General features: G+C 45.8%; 12 protein-coding genes. 4 read left to right on the top strand and 8 right to left on the bottom strand.

From position 1 onward, the window contains the following. Positions 1 to 7: 7 nt before the first annotated feature. From ycaC to V144x_RS06540, 5 genes are all read right to left on the bottom strand, one after another. Complete coding sequence (gene ycaC, locus V144x_RS06565) at positions 8 to 640, bottom strand: isochorismate family cysteine hydrolase YcaC (protein WP_144983152.1); 633 nt, start codon at positions 638 to 640, stop codon at positions 8 to 10. Between the two features lie 266 nt (positions 641 to 906). Further along, positions 907 to 1,869, bottom strand: a complete 963-nt coding sequence (locus V144x_RS06560) for an AraC family transcriptional regulator (protein ID WP_144983149.1) — start codon at positions 1,867 to 1,869, stop codon at positions 907 to 909. A gap of 398 nt (positions 1,870 to 2,267) precedes the next feature. Beyond that, complete coding sequence (locus V144x_RS06550) at positions 2,268 to 3,068, bottom strand: MOSC domain-containing protein (protein ID WP_144983146.1); 801 nt, start codon at positions 3,066 to 3,068, stop codon at positions 2,268 to 2,270. 67 nt (positions 3,069 to 3,135) lie between these two features. Beyond that, positions 3,136 to 5,004, bottom strand: coding sequence for a dienelactone hydrolase family protein (locus V144x_RS06545; RefSeq protein WP_390620810.1), 1,869 nt, complete (start codon positions 5,002 to 5,004; stop codon positions 3,136 to 3,138). A gap of 243 nt (positions 5,005 to 5,247) precedes the next feature. After that, a complete protein-coding gene (locus V144x_RS06540; RefSeq protein ID WP_144983143.1) occupies positions 5,248 to 5,901 on the bottom strand; it encodes an RNA polymerase sigma factor in 654 nt (217 codons plus the stop codon). Positions 5,902 to 6,011: 110 nt separating this feature from the next. On the opposite strand from V144x_RS06540, the gene V144x_RS06535 reads away from it, so the two are divergent. Both V144x_RS06535 and V144x_RS06530 read left to right on the top strand, forming a co-directional pair. Continuing rightward, complete coding sequence (locus tag V144x_RS06535; protein ID WP_144983140.1) at positions 6,012 to 8,405, top strand: hypothetical protein; 2,394 nt, start codon at positions 6,012 to 6,014, stop codon at positions 8,403 to 8,405. 67 nt (positions 8,406 to 8,472) lie between these two features. Continuing rightward, complete coding sequence (locus V144x_RS06530; protein WP_144983137.1) at positions 8,473 to 12,003, top strand: WD40 repeat domain-containing serine/threonine protein kinase; 3,531 nt, start codon at positions 8,473 to 8,475, stop codon at positions 12,001 to 12,003. A gap of 232 nt (positions 12,004 to 12,235) precedes the next feature. Here V144x_RS06530 and V144x_RS06525 read toward each other — a convergent pair whose 3' ends face one another. The 3 genes from V144x_RS06525 to V144x_RS06515 all read right to left on the bottom strand — a co-directional run bounded on the left by V144x_RS06525 (position 12,236) and on the right by V144x_RS06515 (position 15,262). Further along, positions 12,236 to 12,529 (bottom strand): antibiotic biosynthesis monooxygenase family protein, encoded by a 294-nt coding sequence (locus V144x_RS06525; RefSeq protein WP_197998789.1) that lies wholly within the window; start codon positions 12,527 to 12,529, stop codon positions 12,236 to 12,238. An 18-nt stretch (positions 12,530 to 12,547) separates the two neighbouring features. After that, positions 12,548 to 13,003 (bottom strand): MarR family winged helix-turn-helix transcriptional regulator, encoded by a 456-nt coding sequence (locus V144x_RS06520; RefSeq protein WP_144983131.1) that lies wholly within the window; start codon positions 13,001 to 13,003, stop codon positions 12,548 to 12,550. Positions 13,004 to 13,282: 279 nt separating this feature from the next. Continuing rightward, a complete protein-coding gene (locus V144x_RS06515) occupies positions 13,283 to 15,262 on the bottom strand; it encodes a sulfatase family protein (protein ID WP_197998788.1) in 1,980 nt (659 codons plus the stop codon). Positions 15,263 to 15,735: 473 nt separating this feature from the next. On the opposite strand from V144x_RS06515, the gene V144x_RS06510 reads away from it, so the two are divergent. Then, positions 15,736 to 16,122, top strand: a complete 387-nt coding sequence (locus tag V144x_RS06510) for a BlaI/MecI/CopY family transcriptional regulator (protein WP_144983129.1) — start codon at positions 15,736 to 15,738, stop codon at positions 16,120 to 16,122. Between the two features lies 1 nt (position 16,123). After that, positions 16,124 to 19,462 carry a M56 family metallopeptidase gene (locus tag V144x_RS06505; RefSeq protein ID WP_144983126.1) on the top strand — a complete coding sequence of 1,113 codons (3,339 nt, stop codon included), beginning with the start codon at positions 16,124 to 16,126 and terminating at the stop codon, positions 19,460 to 19,462. Positions 19,463 to 19,500: the final 38 nt, after the last annotated feature.

Genomic DNA, 19,500 nt, shown 5'->3' with positions numbered 1-19,500 from the left:
GATGAACCTATCCTTTCTTGGCATCCTGCAATGTAAAATAGCTGGTCATCAAATTACGATAGTTGGGAAGATGATTCGACAGTAAATTTCCGAGCCCTTCCATATCGTTTCGCCAATCCCGATGCAATTCACATGCAACGCCAAACCAGTTCATCATTTGAGCACCAGCGGCAGACATCCGATTCCAGGCGGCTTGTTGAACCGTGTGATTAAATGTTCCTGAAGCATCAGTAACGACAAAAACATCGTAACCTGCTTCAATTGCTGACAAAGTCACAAAGCCCACACAAACATCGGTCACAACACCAGCGATGATTAGCTGCTTTCGACCAGTTGCTTCAACCACCTTAACAAAATCTTCATTGTCCCATGCATTGATCTGTCCCGGACGATGAATAAAGGGTGCCTCTGGATGTCGCTCAACTATTTCGGGAATGATAGGACCATTGGGGCCTTCATCAAAGCTCGTTGTAATTACAGTTGGAAGATTGAAAAATTTTCCGATATCGGCTAACGCGATCACACTATTTTTGAAATCATCCGGGGTGAAATCCTGAACCAGCGATATCAGTCCAGACTGATGATCAACCAGTAAGAGCGCGGCCTGATCTTTATCGAGTCGGTTATATTTTTGTCCCATTCTAGTGCTCCTCATCAATTTGAATATGTAGTCGTTACCGTAAAACAGCAGTTCATTAAGTCGTATCTAAACATCGTGCAACTACTTACAAAACAACAATATAAAAAATCGAACTTTTCCATATAGAATGATCTTGCCTGGTATTGGTAAAATCTTGCTCTCCCCTGCGTACCAAGAAGTACCTCGAAGAGTTCATATGTTGAGCTTATGTTCGTGACCAATCAGAAAACGGAGTCGCTTTCACCTGAGTGTCAGATTACTTCCGATTACCATCCATTCGCACTTTTCGCATACTGACCTGACGTGATCCCAATAATTTTTTTGAAATGACGATTCATATGGGATTGATCACTGAATCCAGACTTCGTAGCGATAACGGAAAGTGACCATTCGTTATTTTTATTGATTAATTGCTTCGCACGCTCGACGCGACATTGACTAACGTAAGCCATCGGAGTCATGCCCATACTTGCCTTGAATAACCTCGCAAAGTGGAAACGGCTGCAGTTTGCGATATCTGCAAGCATGTCGAGCGAGATTGGTTGTTCGAGAGACTGATCGATAAATTCTCGAACGTTAGCCAGTTTTGAGTCTGAAAGCTTGGAACGTGGGGTGACGACAGGTACATTCAAATCTGCGATTTGCAGTAATCGCCCTAATAGAATATTGATTAAACCATCACGAATTAACACATCACCAACACTATTTCCGTTAATAGGATCCCAAAGCTGTTTGAGTGTTTGCGCCAGCAAAGGATCTTTGTGTTGTTGTCCATGGATTGAAGCTGTTAGGTGGGGCATGGGGCGGTTCAGTACCAATTCAATCTGTGGTTGTAACCTTGACCACGGAATACTGAGCGTAAGAATTTCGTACGGTCCCGGCTCAGTGAATTCGATATCCACATTGGGAGTGAATACAAGTGTGTACCCAGGATGCTCTGTAATATCAAAGCGACCAAAACCAAGATCTACCTGTTTCTTGTTGAGTGAACGGCCTTTGATTACAGTGGAGATCACTAAGTCAGAGCTTGCTGGCGGAGCACTGCATTCCTCTGACAAAAAGATATGCGACAACGCAATTTCTCCACGATCAGACAAACACTGATCAATCAACTCAATTGACTCATTAGATTCTTTCAACCACTGAACATGACTACGAAAACTCTGTTGTCCCTCTTTCGTATTACCTCGAAAGCTTGATTTTTTACTGCGTTTTTTTGCACTTCCCATCGATGACCCTATAAATCTGTCATTCAGTTCCGCTCTGGTCGGTACTTACAAATGAATTTCACCAATGAACGCAGAATCAATATACTCTCGTATAGATTTCCCCTCTAAAACAGACTCCTCTCGATTATAGGCACACCAGTGTTGTTTTAAAGTAGGACTTAATAGCTTGGAAATAATCACTGAAATACAAGGGAATTACTCTGCAAATCACGTTTTCAGTGAAGTAAGAGTCTGTCTGTCTTTCAACATTCAGACATTTTGCCGCCTGCGATCTTTTGATCCGGTTTCCGTCGAACATATAAGTCAGCTAGCAATGGTCCAGGAACTGGTGCGACATTCAGCCTGACAGAGTTTTTCCGTTTGTCACTCAGAAACGGGTAATAGAAATCGTCCAAGTTCTACTCGATCACCTTGATTTCATCGCCGACTTTGATCTCCCCTTCAGCGGGGTGTAACAAATTCTGACCGAACATCACTCCCTGTTCCTGTTTGCGATAAGTCGCCAGGGTCTTCAGTGGCTCACGCCCTTTCTCGCTGGTTAAGGGATCGACCGTCGTCAGCACACAACGCGCACACAGTTTGACGGCCGTGAATTTGACCGCACCAATCTGGATTTGCTTCCATTCATCTTCGCAATAAGGCGCACCACCGGAGAAAACCAGATTCGGACGAAAGCGTTCCATTGTCACCGGTTCATCCAGCCGAGAATTTAAATCTGTCAGTGAGGACTCGCCGATCATCAACGCAGGATAGCCATCAGCAAAGCTGACTTGTTCGCCCGTAATACTATAGTCAGGATCGACCGGACGGTCGGCGTCATCGGGCATAAAGACCAGTTCGCATGAGACACCGATCCGTTCGGAAAACCAGTCATTGATGACTTGAGGATAGGCGAACGCTTTACAGGTATCGGCAAAAACGGTGACATCCCGCGGACTCCACTCATCGGACTGCATGGGGACCAACAAATCGTCATCATTCACCTTTCGATTCTGCACATGAAGATGATTGCCTTTGATGCTCACAAGTAACTGTGACATGACCGGTACGGTCCGTTGAGTCAGAAACTTTCCTGCCTGATCAACAAGCATCCAACGACGGTCATGCTTCAACCCCCGATCCGTCAACTTAGCAGACTGGGCTTGAATGCCGCCGAGCGACTTGATGGGAAAAATGTTGATCCCGGTTAGAGTGAGCATGTTTGGAAGTTCCTCTCTTTGAAAGTCGTATGACCGAGAATCGTCAGAATCTCAGCCGTCGTAGTTTTTAGCGATCCTGGGTCATTGACTGCCAGCGTAGATTCCGAAACTGCGGCTTGGTTCCGCGCCAGTGCTTACCTACCAAACGCGGCGCTCTGGGATCACCGCGTTTTGGCCTCAGGCGTTCGGCAGGGCTTAGTTTCAGCCGTTTGATATTCTCCCAGTTTGGCAAAGATGTACCCGCATGGTCCTGAAAGTTGTCTGGTGACAAAACAACGGTCTGCCATTGATCTCCTCCATCCAGTTGCACTTCGGCAGCAAATCCATCCAGCATGACGACCAGTTTGTTCGCTTCGGCAGCCATGACTTCCAAAGCGAGCGTTGTGTTTGGGGGAGCTTTCCAGGTCTCGTCGTAAACTTTGTGAGTGGATCGTGCCCATTCGTTGGGCTTGTAGGTGAACCACTCCTTTTCCCAATCGTCTTGAAAACTCTCGATTAACAAAGAGGGCTTCATGGTCGCATGAATCCTGGCAGACTGTAGTTCTTTGACGGATACTGTTTGCAACAACGAGGACAGGTTGAACGATTTTGCTGTGTAGGTTCCGTAGTAATAACCCGCACCAGTCACCGGGGCCTCCAACGGATACACGACGTTTGCATAGACCCAGAGTGGTTGATCTGTGCTGTGTAGCGGAAGCTTCGCGGTCCAGCCCCCTTTTATTTTTGTAGCCTCCGTGTGATGCCAGAATCTATGCATCGTTCGTTCACGATCTTCGGGCCGTTCATCGGCCTTACCCTGTTGCGTATAAAAGATGTCAACTGAGAGAATCGGCTTTGAGGAATCAGGGTGAACGGTGAATGTTGGCACGCCATCAGTAGTATCAAGCTTTAAAACAGTTTTCGGTGTTTGCGGAAACTCCATAGAGCCCTTCAGATGCTGATCGAACCATAACAATGTCGCCACTTCATATTCGGCCGTATCCTGATGATTGTGATGCGGCGAACAAGTCACACGCCAATCACGGCTGGCAATTTCATTGACGGTATCTGGCAAATCACCAATGCGTCCATGAAAATCGTTTGCGGGAGACAGAAAAATGATCGGGCAGGAGATCTCTTTTAAACTGATATCATCGCCGAGGGTTGATCGAAAGATCGCACTCTTATTATCACGATCACTGATACCACCACAGGAAGGGGCAGCCGCTTTGACACGGGAATCGACTGATGTCATGACGGTCAGCTTCCCCCCCATCGAATGTCCGTAGACGCCAAGCCTTTTCGGATCGACTTCGGGTTGTCGCTCAAGAAATGTCATTGCGCGACGCGCGGCGAGTGCACACAGAAACCAGCCACTGTTCCGGGGAGATTCGACTTCATCCAACGTCCATGCCGCCGGCATCGCGCTCGGAAAGAGATTGCCTTGATTCCTGCCCGGCGCGTGATAACCATCCACGGCACCCCAGTCAGTCGTCAGTTTATAAGCGGGGTCGTTAGTCTTACCCTCCCAGAAGAGCTTCACAACATTCGGATCGACACGATAGTCAGGCGCGGAAATCCGACCCGCCCAGGCAATCGAAAGTGTCGCATATCCTCGTTTGGCATTCAGTAGACAAGCTTTATAATCTGCGTATTGACCACCACCATGAATTTGAAGTAACCCGGGTATCTTCTTGCCACTCTCAACGATACTTTTAGGAAAACCATATACGGCAGCCAGTTTGGCTTTCTGACCCTTGAAGACTCCGATACGGAATCGCACAATCCGCAATACCACACCATCCTCTTCCCATTCTTTGAGTGTTTCCACTTCGAGAGGTTCTACCCGTGGGTCAAATCCGGCCCACATTTCAGCAAAATTCTGCGGAGCACTTCCAGCTTTCAATGGTGACAGTGTTTCCTGCTCCGTATGGCTTTTATGAAGCGAACTGAAAATAAGATTCGGGTGAGGTTCAGCGGCCTGGATTGCCGCAGAAACAATCCACAGACATAACGACGAAAACAAGAGTTGCTTAAGCGGCACGTGGAAATCCTTAATCGAAGTGTGAAAATGAGACTGACTTCACACTATTACTGTAACCCTGATGAGGGCAACAGGATAGTGAAAAAATAGACAACCCCCAAAGAAGAGGTCACTAAAGTCTACCAGCTCTGACAGATCCATCAGACAGAAGTTGAGTTACGACAAAGTTTCCGATTTACTTTGAAGCGATTCATGTTCATCAAAATACTCACCAATCGCCTTTCGAAGGATTGAACCTTTTCGTTCGACTTTTCTGAGGCTACAGGATAACTCTTGAGATATTTCTTTATTGGTCATCCCGGACAACTTCATGGAAGCAATCGTTTGAGTTTCCAAATCAAATTTCTGCAAGATTGATTGCAGGTCCAGATCGAGCTGATAATCAAACTCATCGAAAACCAGGTTTTGAAAATCAGAGTCTGATTCCATTGCAGCTAAATCAGCCGCCGGCAAGACCTTTCCAGCGCCTCGCTTTTGGGCATAAATTTTTCTCCAGGACTTTGCCAGTTTACGCCGCGTGATCTTGATTAGATAAGGCCAGAGTTCGTCATGATCATCAACAGATGGCTGGCTCTCACTATTTAACTTCTTCCAAAAACTGATAAAGGCGCTTTGCAAAATATCGCTGGAATCCGCGTGCGTTTGCAGTTTGGGCGACAGATGTTTGTCCACATAGTTTCTCAGCCTCACCTGGAACCGTTCTCTTATTTCGAGAAAGACCTGACTTGAAGAGTCCTCCGCTTCCTGAAGCATTGAGTCTGCAAGTACTGAAATCGTCTCGGTTGGATCGGGCTGCGAGGAATCATTCATATATTTCAAAAAATCAAAGAAAACGATGGCGGTGGTTAAAACGCGTTTGCCATTAACAAATTAGAGAGCCAGAAACTCGAAACAATACAACTAATATAGGAAAAACAAAAATGAGATTCAATGACTTGCAGACACCAAACGCGTTACAAAACCATAGCTTAAGAGAATTTACGCTTCGAATCGGCTTTTGGATACCTCTTCTATTTATTTTGACTGGCTGTTCGTCAGGTCCCTCTGAAAATGACTTGCTGGAAGCATTAGCGGAGACAGCCCCCCATGGTCTCGTCTGTTCCAGTCGAGTCGTTGAGATCACTGAAATCAAGTCTCTCAAAGCAGGACAGAAATGGAAAGTTAAATTTGAGAGCCGAGATAAGCCTGCAGAACCCTGGCTCCTACCAGTCGATGTTCCTGCTGAGTTAAAAAAGAACGCACCGGATCAAGAAAGCTTCCAAACTGCCGTCGAACAGTTTCAACAACTACGATTTCCTGAAAAAAATAAGATTCAGAAGTTACATAAAGAATTAAGGGCTTTTCGATTTCCCAAGGTCTATCGAGAGAAATATGGAGTCTCTGATGAAGTTCTGTGGAGGGGTGAAGGAACACTGGAAAAAGAAGGAGAACTCTTTCATCTCGAGCTGACAAAAGTAAAGTCCAACGAAGACCTGGATTTTAAACAGCTGACTACGAAATCGAAATTGCCAAAGCAGACCGCGATTGCAGATGGCTCCCAGAACGATCCTTTATTAATGTACCGAGAGCAACAACGTAATTTTGTAGATTCTGTTAAATCAAGCTGGCAGAAGATGGAAGCGCGATTAGCGGCAGAAAAGACCAATCTAGAAACGTTAGTCACTCATCCAGTTCGGTTACAGGGGATCTTTAAAAACGGAACAGCAAAGTCCATCAATCTCAATTTCGAATTTGAACAAAATCGTGACAAACACTTTCTGAGTGCCGTTGCGATTGACTCTGGTGAGATCATATCGCGGGTTGTCTTCAGTGGATCATTTTTGCTACCTGATGTGTCTGAGCGTAATTCATTCGCAAGTAGAAACGTCCATGATGGCTGGGTCCTCACTTTAAAAAATGAAGACTTCAAACTATCTGAACTCGCGAAGACGTTTCCACGCGGTATGGTGATCTACTACGATCAGCCAACTGCCAAATTCCGCCTCGCAAATCGAAACAGTGCATTTTATTTCATTGCTGAAAGAGAAACTCAGCCAGAAAACAATTCTATCCAATTACTGGAAACGAGAATTCTGAAAGGTGCTCAGTTCAATGGAAAAGAGCAAATCAATTCGATGCCAGATCGTTTATTGCAAATGACAAACATGGAATTTGATCCAGCGAGAAACCTCTTTCGCGTTGTCATACAAGAAAAAGACAATCCCTTTCTGTCGGCAGTGTTTGAAGGCGTTCGTCGCACCGATCCCCCCCATCATCTGGGCATACCAATTCAGTTAAAACAAGTTTCCTTTTCTCATCTCTCACCCAATGGAAACAAAACGCGAACCAATTTGTTCTCCAAACAATCGGGAACACTATTGCTGGTACCAACGAAAGCAGGCTGGCAAGGCGTGATAGGTGATGCAAAACTGACCTTTCAAATTGAGAAAGATCGTCTCACCCTACTAAGTGCTTTGGAGCGATGGAAACAGGCGCTTCAACCAGGCACTCAATGGTCGGGGCCCCTCTATTGGAAAAATGATCCGGAAGAAGCACTCCGGATGCGAATTGCCGATTACCGTCCCGATCAGAACTATGTGCGACTGGTTCTGGAAAAAAAGAGTGATTCGCGTCAATACGTGGTCTATGAAGGTTCTTTACAGAAAGAGAGTGGGACCATTGATGGTTTCGGTTTAGTCATGCATCAACGGGGGCAATCCTCATTCGTTGATAAAATCTCTGACGGAGTCTTTTTTAATCAATACATTTATTCCGGTGGCAGAGTCTGGAACATCGATTGGGATCATAAAGTGTTTCGCCTGTCGCCGGATGGAAAGCAGATGTATGCCTATTCGCTCAGAGGACAACGAACCATACTGGCGAAAGACGAAGCAGTGAAACCGAGTCATCAGCTGAAAACAGCTGAGTTCCAGAAATTATGGCGATCTGCTTTGAGCACAACCATACTCTGGAAAGGAGTTTTAACCGCACCAAAAACAAACAGTTCGGTTGAAATTCTCGCCAAAATCCGATCTTATGAATCAACAACAAACGCTGTTGAACTCGTCCTGGAAGTGAAAGGAAATTCGAAAATCAAAGCAAATTACAAGGGGACTTTGGTCACAACTGAGAATATGATTAATGGCTATGCTTTAAATTTGAAAAAAATGACGGGCGTCAATTCAACGAGTCATTTTTTTGATACCTATAATCTTGGAAGCCGGAAAGTTCAATTTCGACTCAATGAAACTGGTACAAAGATGTATGGAAGACTGACTGATTTCCAATATGACGATCCTGAATTTATTGAACTGGATGCTTCGACCGGGAAGTAACGCTGTTGGATCTCGCCTTGATATAATTGACTAAATCTCCCTCTCGAATTTCAGAGAACGAATTGACATGTTTGCCGAACTAAATCTGGAAGACAATCTGAAAATCGACTCGCTTTGCGATGCGTTTGAATCAGAATGGACTCCTGAGAATTCGTTGATCTTCAAACCCTACCTTGATCGGTGTGCGCCCCACCTGCATCGGGGGGCCGTACAAGAACTCATCAAAGTGGATCTGGAATTACGCTTTTCCAATGGTCTTGAGATTGCTCCCGAACTCTACCAGAATCAGCTTCCTGAATTCAGCGATGTCATCCAGGAAGTGGTGGAATCGAGTAAAGTGGAATTGAACACCCTGCTGTTTCCGCAGCAGACAAGCGAAAAAGATCAACATATTCATGAAGCAAAACCCAATGCTTCAATGGAAAATACAAAAGAGCACTTTGGACGATTTGAAATTTTAGAAGCGCTGGGTAAAGGCGCTTTTGGAACCGTTTATCTGGCTTATGATCCGATGTTGGATCGTAAAGTAGCCCTTAAACTGGCCCATTCCCAGAACTTTGACCAAGAACGCATTGATCGTTTTTTAGATGAAGCACAAATCGCCGCACAACTACACCACCCAAACATCGTTGTCATTTGGGAAAGAGGAGAAATTGATCAACAGTTTTATATTTCATCGGCATTCGTAGAGGGAGATACTCTCGCTCAGAAATTATCAGGCAAGAATATAAAAACTGAAAGAATTGTTTCCTGGATTCAAGACCTGGCACAAGCACTACACTATGCCCATGAAGAACATATCATTCATCGTGACATCAAACCTGCAAATATCATGATTAACGAGCACCAGCGTCCCATGATCATGGATTTTGGACTCGCCAAACGCATCAATAACTCACCAAATCGAACCACCGACGGATTAATTCTGGGTACTCCCACCTATATGTCTCCCGAACAGGCGCGGGGGAATCAGTCTGAAATGGGGCCACAAACAGATCAATATTCACTGGGCTCTGTGTTTTATGAAATGCTGACGGGAAAGCCATTGTACTCGGGCTCAGTTCACAAAATTTTAATCACATTGCAAGGCAATCCTGCACCACCTGGATTTTCAACCGTCAAAGAGCGTATTCCCGTTGACCTGATTTCAATCTGCCAAAAGATGCTGCAACCTAGTGTTGCTGATCGCTATGTCAATTGTGGAGTGGTAGCAAAAGACCTGAACAACTGGCTGGAAAACCGTCCTGTCTCTGCCAGGCGTGTTTCCACCTCTGAACGTTTTCGCAAATGGTGCAGTCGTAATAAGGTTTTAAGCGGGTCGATTGCCTCTGTCGCCATCATTCTCGTTACCAGTCTGATCGCAATCTCATTCGCATTGATGGATTCATATTTAGCACAGAATGAAGCGCAAACCAATCTCAATCTGGCAGTTCAGAATGAGCAACTGGCAGTAAAAAATGAACAACAAGCGAAACAGGAACGAGATAACGCAGAAAAAGCAGCAATCGTTGCTCGTAAGGAGAGTTCCAGAAATCAGATCTTACTGGCAGCCAAAGAAATTCAGGAGGGACGATTTCAAGAAGCTATGGCAATGCTCAATGCCACGTCTAAAGAAGATCGAAACTGGATCTGGAGAATTCAACTCGGACGCGTTCCCCGCGAAGCCTGTCGATTTAGCTTGAATAGTGACACAAGAAATTCAAGCGTTCCCATTGTCAGCTTCGATCATCAAGGAAAAAAATTTGCAGTCCCCTTTTATTCTACCAGTAATGTAAGTCCATATGTAACGCGTATCGTCAATATTGAAACCCAAAAATTAATCAGCACGCTCCCTCTAAAGTGGTCTGCTGTACTATCAAGCTTCACCAGGGATGGCCGTTACCTGCTTGTGTACAAACCAATAAAACGAGGAAATTGGTACTTTAAAGAACTTGGTGTTTATGACACACAAAAGAAAACGATTATCGCAACTCATCCTGAAGTACTGCACTTTGAAATTTTGAGAGACTGTGAGCACAAAATACTGCTTGAAAAAAAAATGGATGACCAGCCCCGATTTTCAATTTGGGATTTTCGAAATAATAAATCGGAAGACCTGGGAACGGGCCCTTTTTGCTTTCCCGGTAATTTCAGTTTGGCTCCTGATAAAAAGTCTTTAGCCTTTAGAACTCGAAACAAAGTGACATTTTCGACTAAGGAAACGAGAGAAGAAAAAACCCAGAGGTCTGTTATGAAACGCCTGGGGGCAATTCATTCCAATGCTTCTGACGATTTCAAGTATATCGTCGGCCAGTTACAAGACACATGGAACTGGGAAGAACGAGGTCGGATTATTGCACCCGGTCAAGTGGCAGTCGTCCAACTGCCTGATAAAATCATTTCCAAGCTAGAAAGCAACTCTGCCGTTGCAGAAGACCTGTTAGTTTATTCCGATAAGCAAAGCAACATTTCTCCGGGAAAATGGCAGGGCTTTCGAATTTCGAACGATAACCAATATGTCACGCTCAATCTGAATACAACGGGCTCCCCGATCTGTTTCTCAACGTCGCTCTGTTGGTGGAATATGAAATCAGGAGAATTTATAGGCAAGGCCCAAGGAGTTTCCATCTCTCCTCAGGGAAATCTCTATGCGAACGTAGAATACAACGAAGTCGTGATTCGCAAAGCCCCTCTACATGTTCGAAGATTTCGATCGCAATTCGTTGAGAAAGAGCTGGCGCGATGGGAACCCATTACACACTATGGCCCTCAGGTGAGACCATATCTCTTTTATTATCAAGAAGAGCCCTGGGTAATCGTGCCCCATCGGGGAGGAAATGATAAAGTCAATCTCAAAAAGAGGGTAATTGAAACCCGACCCGTCAATCCAAAATTTCATTTCCACCAGATCTTCACAGTGGTAGATCATCGTCAGGGACGGATCGCGTTTATGGTTGATGATGATTTCATAGAAATATTCTCTTTAAAAACGGGAGAGAAAATGGCGAGACTGCCATGTGATAAAAAGCAAGCAAACGGTTTGATTGCATTCCATCCCGATGGACAGCATTTCATTGGAGCCGGTCGCCAAGGCATCGTTCAATGGTCCATTGATGATGAAAAAATCGTGAAACGAAATACTTCAGTCAGAGGCTACTCTCGGAAACTTGACATTGATCCCACCGGTCAGCATCTGTGCCTGATTACAAGAAAAGGGATAAACATGATTAACCTGGATGATTTCACCTTGAAATGGACCACGAAAACGCCTCATAATTTTAAAGTTTCATTTTCACATGACGGCAAACTCATCGCCACGGGAAGTAACGCTGGATCAGTCAGAGTCTTTTCTGCCGAAACAGGAGCTCTCGTCCAGGAGATACCAACGGGGAATTTAAGAGTGAGTGCCATCTTCCACCCGCAGGAATCAACCTTATTTGTCGGACGAGCGTATGGAAGATTAGTTGCCTACGATTGTCAAACCTGGAAGATCGTATTCGATGAACAACTGGAAGGAGCCGTCGACGAATTTCGATTCAGTGAATCTGGAGAATCACTTGCTGTCGGCACTGACGTCGGTTGGACACGACGGTGGTTTGAGTTCTCTTCAAAAAGGTAAATATGTCATTAGCCCCTTGGTTGAGTGCCTAACTACATCAAAATAGAAATGCTGCTCCCTGAAACACCAATTATCTTTTTTAAAAGTAAATGACGTATTTCACCCCACGGAACTAATATTAGTTATCGGACGAATCTCTTACAGGTTATTCGAATGTCTGGAAGATTGTATTAGATGAAGCGTTTACAGGTACTTCGGATCATCGAGGTGTTGAGCGATCAGTCCCATTACCTCAAGTTCGGACAACTTCATATAGACCGGGGAAGTGCGGAAATGTCTCCCTGCCTTCAGCAATTGCTTCCTTGAACTCGTCGCTTTCAATTGCCGCTACGAAATGCGCCGGCGACTCCCATTCAGCCATGTTGATGAGATGGAATCGTGCATCTGATGAGATCGCCCGGTGCAAGCGAGTCGAGATAAAACCCGGAGACTTTCGCATCACATCGGCGCCACGTTCCCAATACTCAATCGCTTCAGCCTCTTTGCCTTCTGGAACTTCAAACGGGTTGAGTAAAGTGACAGACATCATATTCTCCTTGTTTTGTTATTCTTCATTGTTCAAAGATTCTCGTAAAGAATGAAGAACGCGAATGGCGGTCTTCAATTCATCTGCTTTCATTCCTTCAGCAAGCTTATTCGACCACAGCACCTGAATGCGCATGACTTTTTGAAAAGCCGTTCGCCCTTTCGTTGACATCTGTACTAACGGCGAAGTCTTATGATCCGGGTTAGGAATCAACTCGACCAAGCCATCATGTTCCATGATGTTGATAGAACGCTGGACGCTCTGCCGAGTCAAACCCATCGCACGACCGATTTGAGGAACTGTATGTGGAGCGTCTTCAAGCGCACCCAGAACCTGCCAAAGCGCACTAGTCAATCCAAACTCGGCACCGATTTCATCACCAGCCGTAAGAATGTCTCCATGAAGTGGAAACACCTCGAGGATGAGTTCTGTGAGGGATTGTCCCTTTACGGTTCTTGATGGATCCTTTGTCATTATGACAGTATCCTACCTTAATGACAGGATGCTGTCAAGTTAAATTATGGCAATATCGAATCGAGTTTTTCAAACCTTCCGTTGTCCGCGGATTCTTCTCGCCAGCGATTCTCCGTTAACGGATGGCGAGTTGTGTATAGATAAAGAAAATGAGCATCATTGGTACCGAAGTCAGTATTTTGGATACCAAATACTGATCGGGAAAAGAAGATTCTTGCGTGCTATTGCGCGGCAATCAATTTCTATGAGTAAGTGAAGCTCAGAAAGAAGAAGGAGTGTTTAATCGTCAGTCTGGCAGGAGAAATCATCAAACGTAACGTGACCCCATCCGCCCGTACTCTGATCGACGATGCGTAATTTCACTCGTTTTCCAATAGAGTAGTTCATATTCCACACCACGCGGCGCATCGCGGGACCATTACTACCGCTTGCCTTTCGCAGTTGTTTCCCATCGGAATCGTAGAGGGCGACGTATGTGGAATTGCCACTACCACCACCGATTAAGAAACTGACTTTAGGCCCTTTGAGAACGAATGTCGGCGATTCAATGATGCCGACTTGACTATCATCGCCGCGCATCTGAGTCTTTCGGTTGCCTGTGAACAGAAACCAATCGCCTTGCTTATTGAAGGGCTGACTTTTGAAGTTCGGTAAAGTGTCTCGATCCGTGAGTGCATCAGGCAGAGATCCTTCGACGACTTTCCATCCGTGCCAGTCCTCTTTTTCAAATGTGAATCGATAGTTGCCGACCGGCTTTGCGTTGTCGTAAACTACTTTTCTGTTTTTGTTGGACCGTCGACTGGCTTCTAATCTACGCGGGCCTTCATCAAAGAACCGGGCACCGCGACCGCTCTGGTTGATGTCGCCAAGGTCTTCTCGGGCGTGCTGAATTCGCTGCATCAGACGTTTCACCACATCTGGATGCTGCCGGGCAATGTCATTTGTTTCACCAGGGTCTTTGTCGAGATTAAATAATTGGGTTTTCTCAACGGCTTCGATCATGCGACCCCACCAGCCCGTGCCTGGGGGATTTTTCTCTCGGGGTAACACCAGTTTCCATTCGCCAACACGTACTCCGGTAAGGAGACAACCACAATAATAGAAGTATTCATCACGCGGACTTTTGTCTGTTTTTCCCAGCAAGAATTCTGATGCATCGAAGCCATCTAAAATAAGTTCCTTCGGTGTCTTCGTTTTGGCGAACGCCGCAAACGTCGGTAGCAAATCCATGGTTGTCAGGATTTCATCGCTTTCACGGCCCGGGCGAATCTTACCAGGCCAGCGCACAATGCAAGGCACGCGCGATCCGCCGTCCCATGCCGACATTTTCCAGCCACGCAGGGGATCTGCTGTCCCCGAATGGTTTCTGGGAATCTGTTTTTCAATCCAAGGACCATTGTCGGATGTAAAAACGACGAGCGTGTTTTCATCTAACCCAAGTGACTTGAGCTTCGCAAAAATCTGACCGCAAGACCAGTCGATTTCTTCGATTGTATCTCCGTAGGGCCCGTTTTTCGATTTGTCCTTGAAATCTTTTGAGGCCCCCACGGGAATGTGCGGCATGTTATGCGCGAGATACAGAAAGAAAGGCTGCCTGTGGTGTTTCTCAATCCAATCAATTGCCTCGCGAGTATAATCGCCAGTAATGGCATCCCAGTCTTGAACCTGGTGAACGACCACTTCCTCATTGCGTAAGATTGGACTGCGAAACCGCGATTGATTCACAAATGTCGTGAGACCGTTAAATTGGGGAGTGCCATAGAAATAGTCAAATCCCTGAGCGTTCGGCATCGTAGCAACACGAAAACCTGTCGGAGCTTTGCGATCGCGTTGACATAAATGCCATTTTCCAATTAAAGCCGTCGCATAACCCGCCTCTTTCAGCATCTCGGCCATAGTCCACTCTTGAGGATGTGGTACGGTATGTAAGTGCTTGACGTTATCTGGCTCAGCAACGCGAATCGGGTAACATCCCGTCATCAAAGCGGCCCGCGATACACCACAGACCGGTTGCGCATAGAAACTTGTCAGCCTTAGACCTTCTGCCGCCATTTGATCCAAATGTGGCGTCTTGATGGTCTGACTACCGAAACACCCCAGATCGTTATAGCCTTGATCGTCAGTAAAAATCACAATGATATTGGGTTTGTCATTTGCAACGGCAATCGAGGTATGGAGTGAAAGGGCTAAAATGGCACAACCCAATATCTGAAGAGGGGTCGCGTTCTTTCTCGTAAGTCGGAGTTGGTTGGTCATCATTCCCCTTTTTTCTACCAGGTGATGAATTTGGATACGCCTCTCACAGAATCAAACGATAACTGAAGTTGCCAATTCGTGTGTGGCGACATTTCACTGATGACAATAATAATACCGCAGTAAACCAAGCGTACCAGAAACCTTCTGCTACTGCCACTTTTCCGTGATTTTGGAACATCCACAATCGACCAGGAATAAACATAACATGACAATGGGGTGAGATAAGAACGGCGATCGCGGTAACGATTCAAGACTGATTCGGCGTTTCCAATCCAAAATGATCGATTTGCAGAATTATTGTATCTCGTAGCACAGCAGTTCTTTTAGTAACAGCTTTTTTGCTTTCACCGAATTTATTAGGTATTCCTCTTGACGGTATCACTCGGATCACATATACCTAAATAATTAGGTGATATTTTTGACTCGCGTGACATCAATTGTCGCGTTCAAGAAATGATTTGAGAGCAAGGCGACCCATGGATACCGCACCCACTGAGCGAGAGATGGATATTTTGAAAGTGCTTTGGGAGATCAAAGAAGGTTCGGTGCGTGATGTGCATGCGCGTCTCGAAAAGCAGTCAGGGTTGCATTTCAATACAATCCAGACTCAGCTTCGTATCATGGATGAAAAACAGCTTGTCGCTCATCGACGTGAAGGACGAACGTTTTTGTATCGTCCGCTTTGCTCTCGCGAGCAAGTTTCATCACGTTTTTTGCATAAAGTCTATGATGGTGCTGTCAATGAACTTGTTTTGAATATGCTGAGTTCAGAAAAACTGAGTGCTAAGGATTTGCTGGAACTCGAAGCGATTATCGCGCAGGCTCGTCAAAAGAAAGCCCGTAATCGAAAAAAAGGGAAGTGATATGATGTTACTCAATGAATCAGGTTCATGGCTCATTCACTCGGCTGTGTTTGGTGCAGCGATCTTGTTGCTTGGCGGCTTAGCAGTCTGGTTTTTCCGCGAGCCAATCTATCGTATTCGTATTATTCATTGGACATTCGTGGCCTGTTTGCTAGTGCCGGCGTTTCAACAATTAGATATGATCCCCGGTTACTCGCTCAATTTAGGAAGTGAAATGAAAACCGAGCCACTGCAGACAGCTCCTGAAATCGTTTCACTTTCCGAATCGCCCCTCGTTTCACAATCAGTCCCTGTTGAACAAACACAAGGTTCCTCGATTCGACATTTCGAACCGATCCCTTCACAAAACTTGTCTGTCGAAAATACGGTTTTCTCTGAAATTGAAAATTTGAAAGAGTCGGCACGACCCGCTACAGTGCCTGTAATCAGTGATTCTGCATTGCTATTACGTATCGGACGCACGATGCAGTTAGTGTATTTTACGATGGTCGGTTTCTGGATTCTCATTTGGTTGGTTGGCTATGCTCGACGTTGTCAAATCGCCAAATATGCAATTTTAGCCAGCGATGAATTGCAGCATCTCCTAAGTTCGATCGCTGGTGCAAAAGGGAAGCATGTTCGTCTGCTCGTAAGTGACCGAGTGCCAACCCCCATTATGTGGGGAGCGTTTCGGCCAACCATTGTGATTCCGACCGAGCTTGCCGCTAAGCCGAATTCCGCTGCACTGCGCTGGGCGATTGCTCATGAATGGTCTCACGTTTTACAAGGCGACTTCAGCACACAAGTGCTGTCGAGTTTAACGAAATTCGTTTGTTTCTATCAGCCGGCTTATTGGTGGTTGCGGCGCCAATTGATTCTTAATCAGGATTTCCTCGCGGATGCATTCGCAGCAAATCAAGGACCGTCAACAGAAGACTACGCAGACTTTCTGGTTTCGATCGCACGCAATCAGAACCAGCCACTACTTACAGGAACCCTTGGCATCAGCGATCACAGATCGAATCTCTTCCGTAGGGTTAATATGCTCGTGGACCCACCGCGTCCGTTGCTGCAAAAGAAAAAGCGGTTGCCGACACTTCTGATATTATTATTTGCACTGCTGACAGTGACTGGCCTGAGCACCGTACGGCTCGACGCCAGACCAATCGAAACACCACAGTCTCAATCATCCGAAAGTAAACCTGATTCGAATTCAAAAAACAGTTTACCCGCACAGAATCATTCACAAAAAGCAGATAATAAGAGCGGTAAGGAAAAATATGTTCTGAAGTATCGCGGACGTGTCATTGCTCCCGATGGAACTCCCGTTGAGGGAGCAAAAATCTTTGCCGTGTATTGGGTGCAAGGCTCTCGCTCCAACCCTCATATCAAACCACGTGCCATTAGCGATGCCAATGGGATGTTTCAATATTCCGAATCCTCAGATGTATTCGAGCCCGATGCCGATATTTATTATCTGGCTTACACTCTCGTTGCTGCTGCGGATGGATTCGGATTCGCCAGAGGTTCCTCGTCCGTTTTTGAGACAACCGGACGTACTCTGCAACTGCTGCCTGCTTCGAGAAGAAAAAGTTATTCTAATTATTTGGCAAAACAGAAACCGGTCCTGCAACTCGTACCAGATGAGGTACCCATTACTGGTCGTATTATGAATATCGAAGGCAAGCCAGTTAAAGGAGCCCGCGTGCGTGTTGATCGAGTCTGGCTCAATGCAGAAAATAACCTTGATGCCTGGGAACAAGCCGCAAAAAAGAAAGAGGCCGACTTTTATTCGCTTCGAAATTTTACACCGGAGAGCCATAACGGCCCCCAAATGCCATCGGTTATTCCCGATGTTCATACAGACGCTGATGGATACTTTACAATACGGGAAATCGGGAAAGAACGAATTGCCAAACTGCTGGTCAGTGGCCCCGGCATCGAAGCAAATATGATATCCGCGCGCACGCGTCGAGGCGAAAAAATTGTTGTGCCTCATTCTTGGAAAGATAAAACTTCTCAAAGGGGAATTAACTCTCTGCCTAAAGAAATCTATTTTCCAGCCAAGTTTACGCACATTGTTAGTGATTCAATACCTGTTGTTGGTCGAGTGACTGATGCTGAAACGGGTAAACCGATTTCAGGAGCACTCGTAAGTGCTGGTCCTTTCGTTACATTCACCGGCGGTGGTAAAAATCATATTAACGATACCACAGATGCCGATGGTCGCTATCGCCTGGAAGGGCTCCCGGCCATTAAGAAAAAACGACAGGAGCGGATCTATGTGCATTCCCCAATCGATACCACTTACCTTCCGGTAACTGTTGAGGTCCCGGCACAAACAGAGCAGCCGCAAACAATTCCGGAAATCAAGCTAACCAAAGGAGTGTGGGTTCGCGGACAGGTGGTCGATGAGCGTACTGGAAAGCCTGTACGTGGACTCGTTAAATACTATGCGTTCAATACTAAAAAGCCCTCAAAGTTGAACCACACCGTTTTTTTATTCAATGTCTTCGAGCGGCGGACCGACAGGGAAGGTCATTTTAAAATTCCCGTACTACCCGGAAAGGGAATTGTTACTTTCATGGCCTATGACCATACCCGCTATCGTAGAGGAGTGGGAATAGAGTCCATCACAGCAAAAGTTAAAATCAACATCGGTAAGTACAAGCAACTTGATACGGTTCCCGCCTTAATACCTTCGTACTGTCATCTCCTTCGAGAAATCAATCCGCAGGTTGGTTCTGAACCAGTTGAGATCGAAATGAAACTGACTTCCGGAGTTGATATCCCAGGCAGAATGATTGATGAAAACGGAGAGTCGCTCGACGGTGGGTTTGTCAGTGGGACGTACTACCGAAATCTGGAATCTTGGGGGCTACCGATTCGTAACAAACAGTTTTTGATTCAAGGCTACTATCCCGATCAACCGCGAACCCTACACGCCTATTACCCACAGAAAAATCTCATTGGCAGCTACCATCTGGAAGGCAAACCACCTGCAGAAATCGTGATTCAGATGGAACCGGCTGGCAGCGTACGAGGACGATTAGTGGATGAAGTTGGTGATCCTGTTCCAGATGTCATGCTCAGCGGTAAAGGTTTGCCACTAGAGAGAATTGGAGTCCAAGCGCCTCGATTAGTGACGGATAAAGAAGGGTGGTTCCTCATTCAAGGCTTAGTACCAGGTAAAAAGTACACGATCTCAGGTATGTCAGCTAACGCAAGCGGACACGTATTAACGGACATCGCTGTTCAAGCAAACCAAACAAAAAATGTTGGCAACATAAAGTTCCCACCAGTTGTAATGCCAAAAAAATCTGATGACAGTTCGAATGTTCCAGAGAACAAACCAAAGTAAGAATCGCAGTAAATCAATTGGTCGCTTCCCACTCCACT

It is taken from the genome of Gimesia aquarii, from assembly GCF_007748195.1.
GTDB classification, from domain to species: Bacteria; Planctomycetota; Planctomycetia; order Planctomycetales; family Planctomycetaceae; genus Gimesia; species Gimesia aquarii.
The sequence above is the reverse complement of the archived record's forward strand: the minus strand, read 5'-3'. Positions and strand labels throughout refer to the sequence as shown.